6 protein-coding genes and 1 pseudogene are annotated in these 16,434 nt (G+C 47.3%); 1 reads left to right on the top strand and 6 read right to left on the bottom strand.

Annotated elements, in window-relative coordinates:
* Positions 1–10 precede the first annotated feature (10 nt).
* The 6 genes from KWJ01_RS02670 to KWJ01_RS02645 all read right to left on the bottom strand — a co-directional run bounded on the left by KWJ01_RS02670 (position 11) and on the right by KWJ01_RS02645 (position 14,808).
* A complete protein-coding gene (locus tag KWJ01_RS02670; RefSeq protein WP_224994794.1) occupies positions 11–1,228 on the bottom strand; it encodes a glycoside hydrolase family 88 protein in 1,218 nt (405 codons plus the stop codon).
* 28 nt (positions 1,229–1,256) lie between these two features.
* Positions 1,257–2,417 (bottom strand): alginate lyase family protein, encoded by a 1,161-nt coding sequence (locus KWJ01_RS02665; RefSeq protein WP_224994792.1) that lies wholly within the window; start codon positions 2,415–2,417, stop codon positions 1,257–1,259.
* An 82-nt stretch (positions 2,418–2,499) separates the two neighbouring features.
* A complete protein-coding gene (locus KWJ01_RS02660; RefSeq protein ID WP_224994789.1) occupies positions 2,500–5,022 on the bottom strand; it encodes a glycoside hydrolase family 2 TIM barrel-domain containing protein in 2,523 nt (840 codons plus the stop codon).
* Between the two features lie 378 nt (positions 5,023–5,400).
* Complete coding sequence (locus KWJ01_RS02655; RefSeq protein ID WP_224994788.1) at positions 5,401–6,960, bottom strand: RagB/SusD family nutrient uptake outer membrane protein; 1,560 nt, start codon at positions 6,958–6,960, stop codon at positions 5,401–5,403.
* Between the two features lie 22 nt (positions 6,961–6,982).
* Positions 6,983–10,000 carry a TonB-dependent receptor gene (locus KWJ01_RS02650; protein WP_224994786.1) on the bottom strand — a complete coding sequence of 1,006 codons (3,018 nt, stop codon included), beginning with the start codon at positions 9,998–10,000 and terminating at the stop codon, positions 6,983–6,985.
* Between the two features lie 797 nt (positions 10,001–10,797).
* Positions 10,798–14,808: a hybrid sensor histidine kinase/response regulator transcription factor gene (locus tag KWJ01_RS02645; RefSeq protein ID WP_224994779.1), complete on the bottom strand. Its 4,011-nt coding sequence runs from the start codon at positions 14,806–14,808 to the stop codon at positions 10,798–10,800.
* 1,397 nt (positions 14,809–16,205) lie between these two features.
* Between KWJ01_RS02645 and KWJ01_RS02640 the strand changes: the two are divergent.
* Positions 16,206–16,434: pseudogene (locus KWJ01_RS02640) on the top strand (hypothetical protein); the annotation flags it as partial.

The raw sequence follows: 16,434 nt of genomic DNA, 5'->3' as shown, positions 1-16,434 counted from the left end.
CCATTTAATTTTAAAACAGCTTGTGTCTGTTCATTAATTTTTGCTTTCTAAGCAGGGCCTCCAGGTAGTAGTAATCGGCATAGCTAAGCGGTACATCTACTTCGCTGTTATGAGGTTTTGATCCTGTGCTGTGCAATAGAATAAATCCTTTAGCCCCTCCTGCTGGCGCAGTGTAGCTTTCCGATAAATGCCTGATCACTTTATCCGCTTCGGCGCGGTATACACTGCCCCTTTGGCTGTAGGTGCTTAATTCATAAAGTGCGGAAGCCATAACAGCAGCAGCAGAGACATCACGGGGCTCATCCGGAATCCGGGGAGCGTTGTAATCCCAGTAAGGGACCAGGTCTGCTGGCATATTAGGGTGCTCCAGCATATAGGCTGCAATTTTTTCTGCCTGCCACAGGTAAGCCTTATTCCCTGTTTCGCGGTAGCACATGGTATACCCATACAACCCCCAGGCCTGTCCGCGTGCCCAGGCTGAGGCATGGCTGTATCCCTGGTGAGTGTTTTTCTTAAGCACCTGCCCGTTGGCAGGATCGTAGCCAATGACGTGGTAAGTGCTGTTATCTTCCCGGAAGTGGTTCTTTAAAGTTTTATTGGCGTGGCTCACAGCTATCTGATAGTAAGCAGAGTCGCCTGTCAGGCGGGTGGCGGCAAACAACAGCTCCAGGTTCATCATATTGTCTATAATTACTGGAAAATCCCATTTGTCTGCATTGTGGTCCCAGGAGCGTATAGCCCCTACGTTAGGATTGAAGCGGGTAGCCAGGGTCTCTGCCGCCTCAATGAGTACACTGCGGTAGTGAGGATCCTTAGTTAAGCGATAGCCATTGCCATAACTGCAGTAGATTTTAAACCCCATGTCGTGGGTACGCCCATTTACCTTTTCCTGCTCAAGGGGTGCGGTAAAAGCCCTGGCTTTCTCCAGCCAAAACGGATCCTGGCTTTGTTCATATAAATACCAGAGTGATCCCGGGAAAAAGCCACTGGTCCAGTCTTTTGTCGCCACCAATTCAAGTTCGCCCGATGCTGATAGTGTCCGGGGGGAAACAACAGCACCTGCTTCTTGGTGTTTGGCCTTTTCGATTTCCCGGAGCATCAGCCGGGTTTGTTGCTGTGCCTGTGCGAAACGTTTATCAGTTGATTTAGACTGCCCAATGCAGGCCGTGTGGCAGGCCAGCAAAAGCAGCATTATTAACAGGGTGTACCGGCTATTTCTATGGTTCATTTCAGAAGTTTATAGTTAAATCATTCAGCTAGTTCAGCCATATGAGTGGATAGCGGATAGGTAAGTTACGGATGACCTCATCTTCTTCAGGGGCATGCTCCAGGCCTTTCCAGGTCTCGAACCAGGCATCCTGCTTGTATGCCTGCGCGCCAAACAGGAGAAAAGGATGGGCTACCGGCCACTGGTCCCAATACATAACGTCCTCCTGATAAGGCCAGGAGCCCTTGTTCTTGACATAGGGATACAGAAACTCAATTCCTTTTCTGATTGATTTACCATCAGGGGTCTGATAATTCCATAAATTGTGGTTTTGATCTGATAAGAGAAATACCACCATGGTCATGGCATCCAGGTTAAAGAGGGAATATCCATAGGGTTTTGTCCTGGCCAACTCAAGCGGGAAACTGCCATCCGGCGCCATCTGCTTAGGGAGCAGCACCTCCTTAAACCTTTTCCTGCAAAATTCCAGGATCTCCTGGTTACCAGTAAGGCGTGCAAATGCTGCCACCTGCATTACCCAGCAGGTAGCGTGGTTGTTTTTCCAATTCATTTCCGCCTGGCCATAGGGATGGGTTGTAAGCCAGCCAAGGTATTGAGCAAACCAGTCTTTGATGGCCGCCACCTCTTCCCGGGGCATGCCTGGCGCTGCTTCCAGCACCCGTACCCCCTGGGCTACTTCTACCAGGTGAATAGTATCGATGATGCCGATGCCCCGCCCTGTTACCCTCCCTTTAATGGCCTGTGCATACAGAAGGGAGGGATTCATCCTGTTATCTGCCTCGATAAACCATGCCCGCAGGTGCTTCCTGGCATGGTTTACATACTGTTGCTCGCCTGTTAGTGTATAGGCTGATACCAGGGCTCCTACAATGCGGCTGAATCGAATCATTGCCAGACGGTGGGCAACAAAGTTATCAGGATTGGTCATCCCGTCACGCTGAATGTAGGGGCCCTCCGGATTATCCGGGTCTGGCCACCAGTAGTCCCCTTCTGAATAAAAGTCATGCTTCCCCCCGGCACTTCTCGCCGCTATGCTTGCCGTTACCGTGACTGGTTCCTGTGAAAGTGCCCAGGCAGCATCTGTTAAAACCTGCTCCCTCAGTACTTCTACGACAGCGCGCTTATCCCAATTCTGCCGATTACCAGCACCACTGCCAGCACCCAAAACCAATACAATTGCTAACAGCATACCTGTTTTTAAGCCTCCTATGCTCCTGAGCAAAGGCTTTGGTGTATCTTCAAATTTTGTCGGGCCTGAAGCAAGCCTGGTATTACTCTGCTGTGGCATTAATAACATCTCCTAGTTTCGTTGCTTCTTCTTTTCCAAGGTAGAGCATGGCTGTTGGCAGCCCGTCTGCCTGTGCACTGATGACATTTCTTCCCCCGTTTGTTTTGACCCTGATCAGTGCTCTGCCATTATACAGCTGCACCTTACTGGAACCGGTAGAGGTACCCTGGTTCTCGATCAGCCTGCCATCGCCTGCCAGGGAAAACCTTACAAATTGTGCGGCATCCAGGCATGCAACGCCCTTCTCGTCCAGCACCCTTAGCTGAACAAGTACCGTATCCTGCTGGGCACTGAGCTTTTCAAGTACCAGCTGCGCTGGCTCCTCCCATTTTTCTGTCTGATAATTGAAGGTTATCTTGTCAGTCATCGTTACTTTACCTTTCCAGGCCACCACCATTACTTCATTGTTCCCATCGTTCAGGGCTACCATCCAGCGTAGGCCTGCAGCCGGGAAGTCCTGGCTGTTGCGCTTTTTAATTCCCCTGCTTTTGCCATTTACAAACAGCTCTGCTTCATCGCAGTTAGAATAAACCTTTATCATCTTTTCCTCCCCCTTTTCTCCCCAGCGCACCGGCCAGCTATGCCCATAAATGTGTACCATGGGTTTCCGGGCCCAGTACGATTGAAAAACATAGTAGGATTCTTTGGGGGTAAAGTCTCTTTCGATGATACCTTTCTGGTTGACATAAGGCACCGGATTTTCCGGCCGAACCGGCGTGGAAAAATCCTTGAAAGGCCAATAGGCCGTACCCGTTAACCAGGGCATGGTTTCCTGTTCCTTCAGGTGCCAGTCTATCAGATTACAGATATAGCTTTCGCTCCAGTCGCCGTCCTTTGATACCCGGGCTGCCCCGCCATAAAGGGAGGCATCGCCCATTCTTTCATCGGCGCCCTTACCAGTTCTGATCTGAGCCAGCACCTTATCCGGGTTTTCAGCATGCCTGCGGGCATGGCTATCGCCCCCCCACTCTACATGCAGAAAATGGTTTACCCTGCCAAACTCTTCTTCAGAAACTTCCTTATACTCTGTATAGGCACCCCGGTACCAGCCAGCCCAGATGGAGGGTGAGTACACATCCACGATGTCTTTGCAAAAATCACAGCGACGGATGGCTGTTTTGCGGCTTGGGTCCAGCTGATGCGCCAGGTCATTCAGCTCTGCCATAAAGGTTCTGATCTTTTGCTGGTCAAATTCAGCGAAATCACCAGGCCAGTCATTTTCATTGCCTAAGCCCCAGATGATCACGGATGGGTGGTTGTAATGCTGCTCAATCATGTTGGTAAGCATCCGGCGGGCCTGTTCCTTGTAGACTTCCCCTCCCAGGCCCCCACGGCACCAGGGAATTTCCTCCCAGACCAGGATACCCAGGCTGTCACACAGATCCAGTATCACACGAGACTGCTGGTAGTGCCCCAACCGAATAAAATTAACACCTACCTCCTTCATCAGGAGCATCTCTTCCTGCATTTGCGCGGCAGTCATGGCATTGGCCACCCCGGCATGATCTTCGTGGCGGTGCGTACCCCGCAGCAGCAGCCTTTTTCCGTTTAAGTGGAATGGCCCTTTCTCCAGGAACTCGAAATGACGAAAACCAATATTCTGGTGTTGGGTATGGGTACCAGAGGGTGTGCGAATGCTTACTTCGAGGGCATAGCGTACAGGGCTGTCGGGTGACCAGAGGTGCGGCTTTTTAATGCTTGTGCGCCAGATTTCCTGCTCTGCAACCTCCAGCGGATTTATGCTTTTGCTGTACTTGCTGATCACTTTTCCTTTGGGATCAAACAGGCGAATGCTTAGTTCGGCTTTATCAAGGCAATCCGGGTTATAGATACGGGTACGAATTTTCAGGCTTCCCTCCGCTCCGGCCTTGTCAACGGCTGCAGTGGCAAATACTTTATCCAGCGAGAGTGCCGGCACATACACCAGGTTCAGGTAACGGTACAGCCCCCCGTAAATGTTGAAGTCAGAAAGGTCTGATGGAATCATTTCCAAATCCCTGGAATTATCACAGCGGATGGAAATAGGGACTTTGCCTTTAAACTGATCGTGGAATTCCGGGCGTTTCTTAAATGCTTCAACTGCCTCGGTGATGTCTACCGTCCACTCATCATAACCACCAATATGCGAACCTACTTTGGTTGTATATACCCATACTTCCGTTTTCTGTCCTGCTCCTTCAAAATGCAGTAATGTTCTGCCACCCTGGTAGGGGTTTTCTGCCGGGATGGCAGTTCGGTACCAGCCAGGGCCCTGGTAATAATTTACATCGGGATCTACCGCATCTGTTGCGTTGAAGCTATGAGGCAGGCGTACCGACTCCCAGAAGGGCACACTTTCTGGGGCTCCTTTTTTTACTGGCCTCACCGCTTCCCATATCCCTCCCAGATCGCTCTTCAGAAATTCCCAGCCCTCGGTCAACCTGATCTTTGTGGGCACTCCGGTTTGTGCGGACAGGCTGAAGGTATAAAAGATGCAGAGGAGCAAAAAAATATAGTTTCGGACCATCTAAATGTAAATTATAGAGAACAATTGTTTTTTTGGCAGCCTGGGGGTTGGTTAAGCCTTAGCGATGCCGTATGGCACTGTACTATAGCTATAAAAGGCAGCTTTGTATGGAATTTGATTCCTGCTGAATTGAACAGGAGTACTATCCGGGAACACAGCATAGCCTGGGCAATTTAATCCTGGCAGGGGATTCAATTTTCCGGTTTTAGTAGCAAATTCGTACAGAAGATGCTGCACAGCCTGCAAATGGCAGGTTCCGCTGGCAACTTCTTATCATCTGCCCTTTTTAGCAAAGCCCTATTAAGCTATCGTACGGGCAGAACAGGTGCGGGTGAAGCAGCATGCCGGCCACTTCTCCCGTCTTCTGTTGCGCTATCCTTAATAGCCAGTGTTCTGATCCAGATTAGGGTTGAGGTTCAGATCACTTTGTGGCTTTGGAAACAAATAGTCCCGGGCGGCATTAAAGTTAGGCTGGTACTCCAGCCCCTCCGGACTGAATACCCTGTTGCCTAAGTCCCGCCTTACAATATCATACCAGCGCTTAAATTCAAAAGCCAGCTCCAGCCTCCGTTCTTCCAGCACCAGCCATCTGAAATCTTCCTTAGATAAACCTGTGGGAACATCTACCGGAAAGCTCCTGTCGTTGGCAGGATCAGCATCCAATTCTCTTCTGGCACGGCTCCTGACCTCATTCACATAAGACATTGCTTCATCTGTGGGACCGCTGAGCTCATTAAGGGCTTCGGCAGCTATTAGCAGAATTTCTGCGTAGCGTTGCGCATGAGCGTTGATATCAGAATCACGGCCGTTTAAGCCTGCCTGACCAAAGGCCCGGTAGTACTTGGCAATATGTGGTCTGGCCACACCCCTGGAAGCACGGTCCCAGTACACATAGCGGGTAAGTGTATCCCCCATCATGGCTACGGTATCAAAGCTTACCGCTTTACGATAATCCTTCGGATCCCAGCTTTCATACACCTTCATGGTGGGAACGGCAATACTCCAGCCTTCACCAACCGCAAAACGTTCATCGCCCCTGGGTCCGGTTACGGATGCCAGGTAATCCCGGGTATAGTTACCATAACCCGAAATATTGCTTTCATCCTTTCCCCTGAAATCCACGGTAAACAATATTTCCTTTGCATTTTCAGGATTATCTATCACACTGGCATCAAACAGATTCTGAAACTCGGCGGCCAGGCCAATCCCAAAACCCTCCCGGTTATCAATCACATACCTGGCTTCGTCGTAGGCGCCCTGCCAGTTCTCGCGGGTAAGATGCACCGAGGCCAGCAGACCTGCTGCAGTTGCTTTGCTTGGTCTTGAGCGTACGCCCTGGTCATTGGGCAGCCATTGCTTAGCAAACTCCAAATCCGCTATAATGCCGGCATACACCTCTGCTACAGGCGTTTCATCCAGGGTGTAGGCAAGGTTTGGGTCTATCAGCGAGGAACCCATATAGGGAATATCGCCAAAGAGCTGTACCAGGTGAAAGTGGAGGAAAGCCCTTAGGAAGCGCCCCTCTGCAATCAGGGGGTTGATGGAATCCTCCTCTTCGTTAAGCTTTTGGGCTCCTTCAATGGCGCTGTTGATCGTGGCCAAGCCTTCGTAAGCCCTGGGCCAAAAAGCTGCGACCATGCCGTTGGAGGGGTCCATCTGAAAACCGTTCACCTGTATGCGGGGTGTTGTGGTGGTAAGGTCGCCTATATCAGCCATATCGCCCCGCAACAGTAAGGACAGTGTTAACTTACGCCCCCAGAATTCCTCGGAGCCAATGGCAGAATATGCGCCGTTCAGGCCGGTTAACACATCTGCCGGTGATTTGTAAAAACCTTCCGGGGCCAGGAGAGCCACCGGCTCTTCTGTAAGATCCTCGCAGGAGGAAAATAAACTTGCACTAAGGGCAAATAAAGCGGTAAGTGCTATGTATCGTTTCATAGGTATGCTCATTCGTAATTGCTTAAAGGCTGATGTTAACACCAAGGGTATAGCTTTTTACATTTGGGTAGCTGCCATAGTCAAGACCCTTATACAGGTTGCCTGCCGCATTGCCATTGGCATTGCCATAGCCAACTTCAGGATCCAGCCCCGGGTAATCGGTAATGGTAAAGAGGTTTTGTGCACTGACTGAGATACGTACATTGGAAAGCTTTATGGACTCTACCAAGGATCTGGGCAGCACGTATCCCAGCGCAATGTTCTTAAGCCTGATGTAGCTGCCATCGTAGATATAGCGGGTTGATATTTTACGAGCGCGGCTGCGGGAGGCCTTTGGAATATCTGTATTGGTGTTATCGGCACTCCAGCGGTTCAATGCTTCTGCAGTGGCATTGTTTGAGCCGGAAAGGTTGTTAAGCTCCAGCAGGGTATAGCTAAGCATGTCGTTGCCCTCAGAGGCCTGCACAAAAACATTCAGGTCAAACCCTTTGTAGTTAAAGCTGTTGTTCAGCGACCAGATAAAATCCGGATTAGGATTACCAATGATCTGGCGGTCACCATCAAAGGTAAGCTTGCCATCACCGTTCAGGTCCACGAATCGCTCTCCACCAGCCTCAGATTCAAAACCCGATCCTTCCAGGATTTCCTCCCCGCTTTGGTACACACCATCGTACACAAAGCCATAGAATACGCCCAGGGGCTCCCCTACCCGTATTACCTGGTTGTCGGAACCAAGGCCCAGGTGGCCGGGGGCATTGGCATAGAAGATATCGGCGCCATTATCGGGCAGCTCCAGCACCGTATTTCGGTTAAAGGAGATGTTAAAATCTGTCGTCCATTTCAGTTGGTTTACCAGGTTTCGGGAGCTTATGGCGAACTCGAAACCTTTGTTGCCCACAGCTCCGATATTCTGGTACTGGAAGCGTACGCCTGTGTAAGCCGGCAACTCACGCGCAAACAACAGATCTGTTGTTTCCATATCGTAGTAGTCTGCCGTCAGGTTAATTCTGCCTTTAAACAGGCCAATATCGGCACCCACATTAAACTGGCGGGTGGTTTCCCAGCTTAGGTTATCATTGGCAAGGTTATCTACCTTAATGGCATTGACAAGCTGTCCGTTGCGGGAACCGTAAATAGAGCTAAACCTTGCCAGTGACTGGTAGGGCCCGATCGCCTGGTTCCCCACCACACCATAGCTTACGCGCCATTTCCAGCGGCTTAAAAAATTCACATCCTGCAGAAAGGGCTCTGCGGTCATATCCCAGGCCAGGGCACCAGAGGGAAAGAATGCCCACTTGTTATTTTTGCTAAAATTAGAAGCACCATCGTAACGGCCGGTAAATGTAAGGATGTATTTGCTCTGGTAGGAATAGTTAAGCCTGCCGTAGTAAGATTTGATAGAGGATTCTGACAAACCTGACTCGGGTGTGGTGGGCACAGCGCCTTGCTGTAATGCCCAGAAGGAACTAGAGTTGGTGATAAACCCGGAACCGCCTGCTGCCCATGATTCATTCCTGTACTGCTGGAAAGAATAGCCAGCCACCAGCGAGGTCTGGTGATCACTGAAGCTTTTATTGATGGTAATGTAGTTTTCATTCAGCAGAGAAGACTGCTTCATGGCTTCCAGCTCTGCCACACCGCCTCTGCCTGCACCTCCTAAAAGAGTGGTGGGCCTGAACTCGCCATCCCGCCAGTTGTTAAAGGTCATGCCCAGCGTAGTCTTGAAGCTTAGCCAGTCTGTAAACGTAAGCTCACCATAGGTGTTTGCCTGAAACCTGTCTGTAACCCGCTCCCGAACATACTCTGTTCCCAGTGCATAGGGGTTATCAATATCGTCTCCAACTTCAGAAATTGTAAGGTCACCGTTTTCATTGTAGATGCCAATATCTGGGTTAAAGCGAAAAGCCGAAGAAATAATCCCTGCACTACCGGAGCCACCGCTACTCTCCTGCGTATTGATACCATTGTTGGTGCTTCTTCTGGCATACAGGTTTAAACCGAGGTTCAGGAACTGCTTTGGTTTGATATCCAGGTTACTGCTAAGGGTAAACCTGTTATACTCAGAACCCAGCACAATACCTTTCTGATCAAAGTAGGTACCAGACACATAATAGCGCAGTTGGTCAGACCCGCCACTTACAGAAAGCTGGTTATTGCTGATGTAGCCCTGACGGAAGATAACGTCCTGCCAGTCTGTGTTGGCCCCGAAATTCTCGTAGCCGGGGTTGATCTCCTGGATGTACTCAGTAAACTCATTTGCATCCAGCAGGTCCAGCCGGTTAAGTACTTCCTGAACTGCATAGGAAGAGTTTAACTCAATGCGCATCTCTCCCGCCTTACCTCTTTTCGTGGTAACCAAAATTACACCGTTTGCACCACGAGAACCATAAATAGCAGTGGCAGAGGCATCCTTCAAGATTTCGATTGAGGCAATATCTTCAGGAGGAGGCATCTCTCCGCCCACAAAACCATCAACCACCTGCAGGGGCCTGCTACTGGCATTGATGGAAGTACCACCGCGGATTTGAATGCTGTAGTCAGCACCCGGCTGACCTCCGTTGTTAGACTGTATTTGCACCCCAGCAGCCCTGCCCTGTAAGGTTTGCACGGCAGAAAGAGCCGGGAAAGCCGTCAATTTTTCGGCTTCTACAGACGATACAGAACCGGATACATCGCTCTTTTTGGTGGTACCGTAGCCTACTACCACCACCTCTTCCAGCGATTCAATGTCTTCCTGCAGGGCAATATCTATTTGTGTGCTGTTCCCTACCTTAACACTGCTCTTTTCGTAGCCGATAAAGGAAAAGATCAGGACATCATCCGGTGCTGCTTCAATAGAGTACTGCCCGTTGATATCAGTAACCGTGCCAAGGGAGGAATTTTGTATTGTTACAGACACCCCTGGTAAACTGCCCCCATTCACTTTGTCCGTAACCACACCCGTTACTTTCTTTGCCTGGGCTTGGGCAAAAACAGCCATGAACATCAAGATCAGAAAGAGGTATATCTCTTTACATTTGTGTAAAATTTTACTTTTCATAGGTCATCTAAAAATTGAGTTGCGTTGGTTATACTATAAAAGCCTTCATTAAGAAGCTTTGAGCAACATGGGTGGTACTCCTACTCAATGTTGCCCGAAGGAGCACTAGGGTGGTGCTGTGGGATGCAATATGCCAGCACCCTTGCCAGCTGCACTTATGTCTCGCAAACGTTTGCTACCGTTTAGAAAAAAAATGCCCGTTCCTGATGAGCTCCTGGAGCACAAACCAAAGGGGGAAGTATTAGAGGTAATGCCCAAAATAAACATATGCCTTTGCATGTAATTTAGTAGAAGAGGATAAGCCAAAGTAGCAAGTTCCGGAGGCTTTCAAGTACGGAAAGAGGGGTACATTCGTACAGAATTGCAGGTAGCAAGGGCCGTACAAATATATTTTTCAACCGTTTGCAGCTTTTTACCCTTACACCTGGAGTTTCTTTGGCTTACTTAGTTTCAGGATTAAATCAGGTAAATGATCAACAGGATCATGAATACGATCAAGGCGCTTAATGCGATGGCTGAACCATTGCTCTTCATTTTCATATGGACTCTTTTCATATGCCCTAAAGTAGGCTGTCTGTAGCGCTCCAGAGTTCGGAAGTAGGGATACAGAAGTCCATAAATGGTCTGTAAAGAAAAAAAGGACCAAGTAATATATCAGGCAAAGCCTTAAAGTGATATAACTATATGATATCTGATGGGAAAGAAAAAGGCAGTTTTAAAAAAAGGAGTCTCTTGCCAGTATATGTTAAGGAACTTCCAGAACTGAGGCATCAATCCTTTTTATGATTTGCAAGGATTTAAGGTTCCTGTTCCATTACTTCATCGGGAGATGAAAACCTTCTGGCATAAGACGTGGGTGTTTCAGAGAAATGCCGCTGAAAGCACTTACTAAAATATTTGGGATTTTTGAAGCCAACCTGAAAGCCTACCTGCGCTACATTCAGCTTATTTTGCTCTAGCAGCTGAGCTGCACGCTTCATCCGCATCACAAGCAGGAAGTCATTTGGCGTTAGGTTTGTCCAGGCCTTTACTTTTGTAAAAAGCATGGTCCGGCTAACACCCAGTTCCTCACTAAAGGCAGAAATGTTAAAGTGTTCATTTGATATATTCTCCTCCACGATCTTAAGCGCCCGCTCCAGTAATTTTTCATCCAGGGAAGATACGGTAATATCACCGGGTTTGATTACTGCATCACTGGTGAACCTATCCTTTAACTTTTTACGGGCACTGATCAGGTTCCGAACTTTTAGCCTGAGCTCCTTTACATTAAAGGGTTTGTTGATGTAGTCATCGGCACCCATTTCCAAACCTTCGTATTTGAAAATGAGTGACGTACGGGCAGTCAGTAAAATAACCGGGATGTGGCTTGTTTTTATATTTGATTTTAGCTGCTGGCAAAATGCAATGCCATCCATCACAGGCATCATCACATCGCTGATGATGATATCAGGCTCATGCTGTACAGCCTCTGCCATTCCTTCCCTTCCATTACCTGCCTCAATAACATTGTACTCCTGCCTGAAAAGTTGCACCAGAAAGTTTCTTATCTCTGCATTGTCTTCTACCACTAATACTGTCGGGGCATCTTTGGGGAGTTCTGGAATCTGTAAAGATGCTGCTGCAAATGACGCTGGCAAGGCGGCTATTGGCTGGTAATTAGCCAGATCATCACTCCCTCTGAAGTCACTGATGATCTGATCTTCCCGCAGGTGGTCCTTCCCTTGCGGAAGACTCACAGTAAACGTACTCCCTGCATGCAGCCTGCTCTCTACCCTGATCTTGCCGGCATGTAAATCCACGATACCCTTTGCCAGTGCAAGGCCGATGCCTGTACCTTTCCGATACTTTGATTTATGAAAATTATCAGTCTCTTCAATCTCATAAAAGCGTTCAAAAATCTTATCCAGGTGTTCAGGTGCCATACCAATGCCATTGTCCACTACTGCGATCTCAACACTACCTTCTACCTGCTTTACCTCAATCTGTATATGGCCATTATCGGCCGTGTACTTAAAAGCATTTGAGATAAGATTAAAGATTACCCGCTCCAGTTTATCACGATCGTACCAGAGGCGCATCTCCGAAGCTTCGCTCTTAAACTCGTAAACAACTCCATGAAGGTCTGCATATTGTTTAAATGAAAGATAAACCTCCTGTACAAAAGCTACGATATTACCTTCGGCTGCTTTCAATTGCAGATGATTATTTTCAAACTTCCTGAAATCCATCAATTGATCAATCAGCAGCCGCATCCGCTCTGCGTTTTGTTCAATGGCCTGCAGCTGTTTGTACAGGGCATTACTTCCCCTGAAGTTGGACATAATTTGTTCCAGTGGCCCAAGAATAAGTGTAAGGGGTGTTCTGAACTCGTGGGAAATGTTGGTAAAGAACTGGAGCTTCATCTGATTCAGCGCCTCCTGGCGTTCTTTACTTATATGTTCCAGTTCCAGCTCATGCCGTAGCCGGGACCTGGACCAGATGATGTTTATCAGCAGGTAAAGAGATACCAGGATCACCAGTGCATAGCCAGTAAAGGCCCACCAGGTTTTCCAGGGGGCAGGGTTAACAGTCACCGTCAGGGTGGTTGGTCTTGCATGCCACACATCATCATTGTTTGCTCCTTTTACTTCAAAGGTATAGGTGCCAGGCTGTTGAATGGTATAGGTGGCAGTATTTGCACTTGTGTAGTTCCAGGCTTCTTCCAGCCCTTTTAGCCGGTAGGCATAGTGGTTTTTGTCTGGGTTAATAAAGTTTGGAATGGAGAATTCAATAGTAAAAATAGCCTCATCATAATCCAGGGAGAGGCTTTGGGTGTGGGAGATTACTTTCTGCAGCACTGAATTATCATCGCCCGGCTGCACAGATTTTCCGAAAAGCCTGAAATCAGTCAGCACCACCGGGGGGGCATACTGGTTTATCCTGATGCTGTCTGGATGAAAAAGTGTCAAGCCCTGCAGGCTGCCAAAGTACATATGCCCGGTGCTGGTTTCAAGACATGAATTATTGTTGAACTCATTGGATACAAGTCCATCGGATTCTAAAAAGCGCCTGACTTGATTTGATTCCGGATCATATGACAAGATTCCCTGATTTGTGCTAATCCACAAGCTGCCTCCCTTGTCTTCTAGGATTCCATGTACCACATTACTGCTGTTTCCCGTAGGCTCCTGGAGTTTGATGTTAACAAAAGAATCCGTAGCGGCATCATAGCGGTTAAGCCCTGAGTTATACGTACCTACCCAGATTCTGGAATGACTATCTTCGTATATGGCATGAATGTCTTCTGCCTGTAATTTTTTTTGGTCTGAAAAGTATGTTTTGAACTTCAGGTTCTGCATTCGGAGATTTTCGGCAGATAAGAAATTTAAGCCGGCCTGAGTACCTGCCCAAAGGTTTCCCCCTGAATCTATGTAGAGTGTTCTGACAAAGTTACTGCTCAAGCCATTCTCAGTTCCCTCCTTGATATGGGTAAACTGCCGGCTTTCACGGTTGTACAGGCTTAGACCTCCCCCATGGGTACCCAACCAGAAAAGGCTGTCGTTTTGCTGCACAATTGCATATATGTTGTTATCGTTGACAGTATTCAGATTTCCTGCTTCTTTACTGAAATACTCAATTTCTCCACTCTGCAAATCAAGTATGTTTAGGCCTGCATTGAAGGTGCCGATCCACAGTTTCTGCTTATCATCCAGGTAGAGTGATTTGATGTTTTTGCTACTGATCTCCCCGTTTTCATACTGGCTGCCAATAAGACTGAAGCTTCCATTCCTGGGGTTAAAAAGGCTGATGCCGCCTCCCTCGGTACCAACATAAACGTTTCCTTGTTTATCTTCTACCATTGCGCTGACCACATCAAACCTCAACCCATGGGTGCTCTGAACATAATTCCGAAAGTTGTGGTACTGGCTGTCAAGCATGTTAATGCCTCCGTAGTAGGTCCCTACCCATACGGTGTTCTTCCTGTCAAGAAAAATTGATTTGATGGCATTTTTGCTCAGGGAAGCAGGATTGTTCTTATCGTTCAATATGCGTATAATCCGCCCGCTTCGGGGTTCCAGCAAATTTAACCCGTGATAGGTTCCAACCCACAATAGCCCTTTTTCATCAAAGGCCAGAGACCTGACATCATTATGACTAATCGAGTTGCTATGAAGGGGATCATGCACAAAAGCCTCGAAGGTAGCTGTGTGTGTATCAAATTTTAGCAGCCCTCCGTACTTGGTGCCTAACCAGAGATTACCTTCCCTGTCTTCGACAATCGTTTGCGTGAAGTTATCGTAAAAAAAGCCGCCTTCGGACTGATGATAAAAGCGTTCAAAATTTACCGCTCCCTTTGCATCCACAGTCGCTTTGTTAAGCCCTCTGGCAGTTGCAAGCCAGATATTCCCAGCCCTGTCTTCTAAAATATCCAGTACAAGATTATCAGAAATACTGTTTTCGTCTGCCGGATCATGATAAAACCGCTCAAAACATTTTCTTTTCTGATCATAGCGATTAAGTCCACTGGCAGTTCCTACCCACACAGTACCACTTTTTGTTGAGCAGACTGACCACACGGCATTATCAGAAAGAGAGGTGCTGTCCTTAGCATCGTTTAAAAAGCTGATGAATTTATTTCGCGAATAGTCATAGCGGTTCAGGCCACGGAAGGTCCCTATCCACAAATCTCCACCCGCACCGGCTACAATCTCAATGATATCATTGCTGCTAATGCTGTTGCTATCTGCATTATCATGCTTATATACGCTGAAGTTGTGACCATCATACCTGTTTAGACCATCCCGGGTACCAAACCACACGAAGCCCATCTGATCCTGAGCAATCGTAATAACAGAACTCTGGGATAAACCATCAGAAACTGATAGATGCCTGAAAACAAAGTTATTCTTTTGCCCTGATGCCGATAATGAGAAAACAAAGCAAAGCACACAAAGAAAAAGTAAGCCTTCCCTCAGCAACAATGAATTTCTTGATATACTTGATATATAAGTAGCAGACATACCAGTTGATTGTAGTGCACCAGTAGATTCAATTCCAAAATACTAATAAGCTGCTGAATTCTTCAGCAAGACAGTCTTTACTTTCTGCGGTTAAGCAGCAGTTTTATCACGATGAGCAATGGCTGTTGCAGCTAATTATAAATTTTTAGCAGCAACCATTTCCTAATTGGCGCAGCAATTGTTGTAACACAGCCACTGCATATGCACAGGCTGCCAGAGAAACCCATGACAGGTAGTTTGCCGGGCACGCCCTCACTGTCTACCCTGCCACTACCTGTCAGGCTTTACAATTAAACCAATCACTGTATAAATACTAAACTACCGTTACATGGAACCCCATAGCTTCACCCAATAAAATGTATACATTCTGAAAAGGTCTAAAAAAGTTTTTATATCTATAAAATGAAGAAGAGGGATTTAGCCCTGTTAAACAAGCAGAACGAATAGTTTGTACGATTTTAGCCTTTAACTGTACCTATTTACCCCCCTTATGTACAAGACAAAACTGCAACCTGGTTGTATCTTTGTGGAAATACAATACTCCCCTTTTGATAAAAGCAAGGTAATCGAGCACTAAGATTACTGCTACGCTCCAATTTTACCCTATGTGAACAAGTAGATGGCAAGGTGAATAAAAAAGCGGCTAGGAGGCGGAACCATGGCAGACAAATTTCATAGGTACGTAATTGGATTTACTTGAACATTGATCAGCCGTATAAACATGGCGAACAGCAACCAATACCGGCAATTGCAACAGGGTGAGCAGGTAACCGTTGTTGGTGCTAGCACACAGATAGGAGATTTGATCAGCATCAGAGTGTTGGAAATAAAAAACCCTTAGCCCCTCTCTTATGAAATTCATGTTTATCGCTTCAGCTATGCTTTGTAGTTTTTTCAGTTGTTCCACTACTAATGAAGAAACCTACAGCCAGGCTAATACTGCCAGGGACAGTATCGATCCTGCCCCGGGTGAATACCAGCCTTAGAGTTAGAAACAGAAGACTTGTCAGAAGAATTACATGCTTCTCTAAAAACAAAAGTACCACCAGCTGCAAATGAAGCTAATCCTATACAATAGAAACTCTCATATATTTTAGTCCTGAGTCGAAATTTGCTTATTTTTTTATGCAGTTACAGCATTATTGTCAGCCTTTATTCAGTAACATAAATATTACTATTACTTTATTAAATCCTACTTAAAACCCATGTTTAAGACATATTTCATTACTGCTCTTGTTTTAGTTTTATCTTTAAACATTTGCGCTCAGGAACAAACTCAGCACTTGAGCATCAACCCAGCTGAACGCGTGTCAGAGGCTCCGGAAAACGTTATACAGGTGTTCAAGGAGGCTGGCATGAATCCGTTGGATCATGAATTAACAGCAATCGAAAAAAGCAAGGTAGAAAAAGCCTTCGCTGCTTTACCTCCCCTAC

It is taken from the genome of Cesiribacter sp. SM1 (assembly GCF_020178975.1).
Lineage (GTDB): Bacteria > Bacteroidota > Bacteroidia > Cytophagales > Cyclobacteriaceae > Cesiribacter.
The sequence above is the reverse complement of the archived record's forward strand: the minus strand, read 5'-3'. Positions and strand labels throughout refer to the sequence as shown.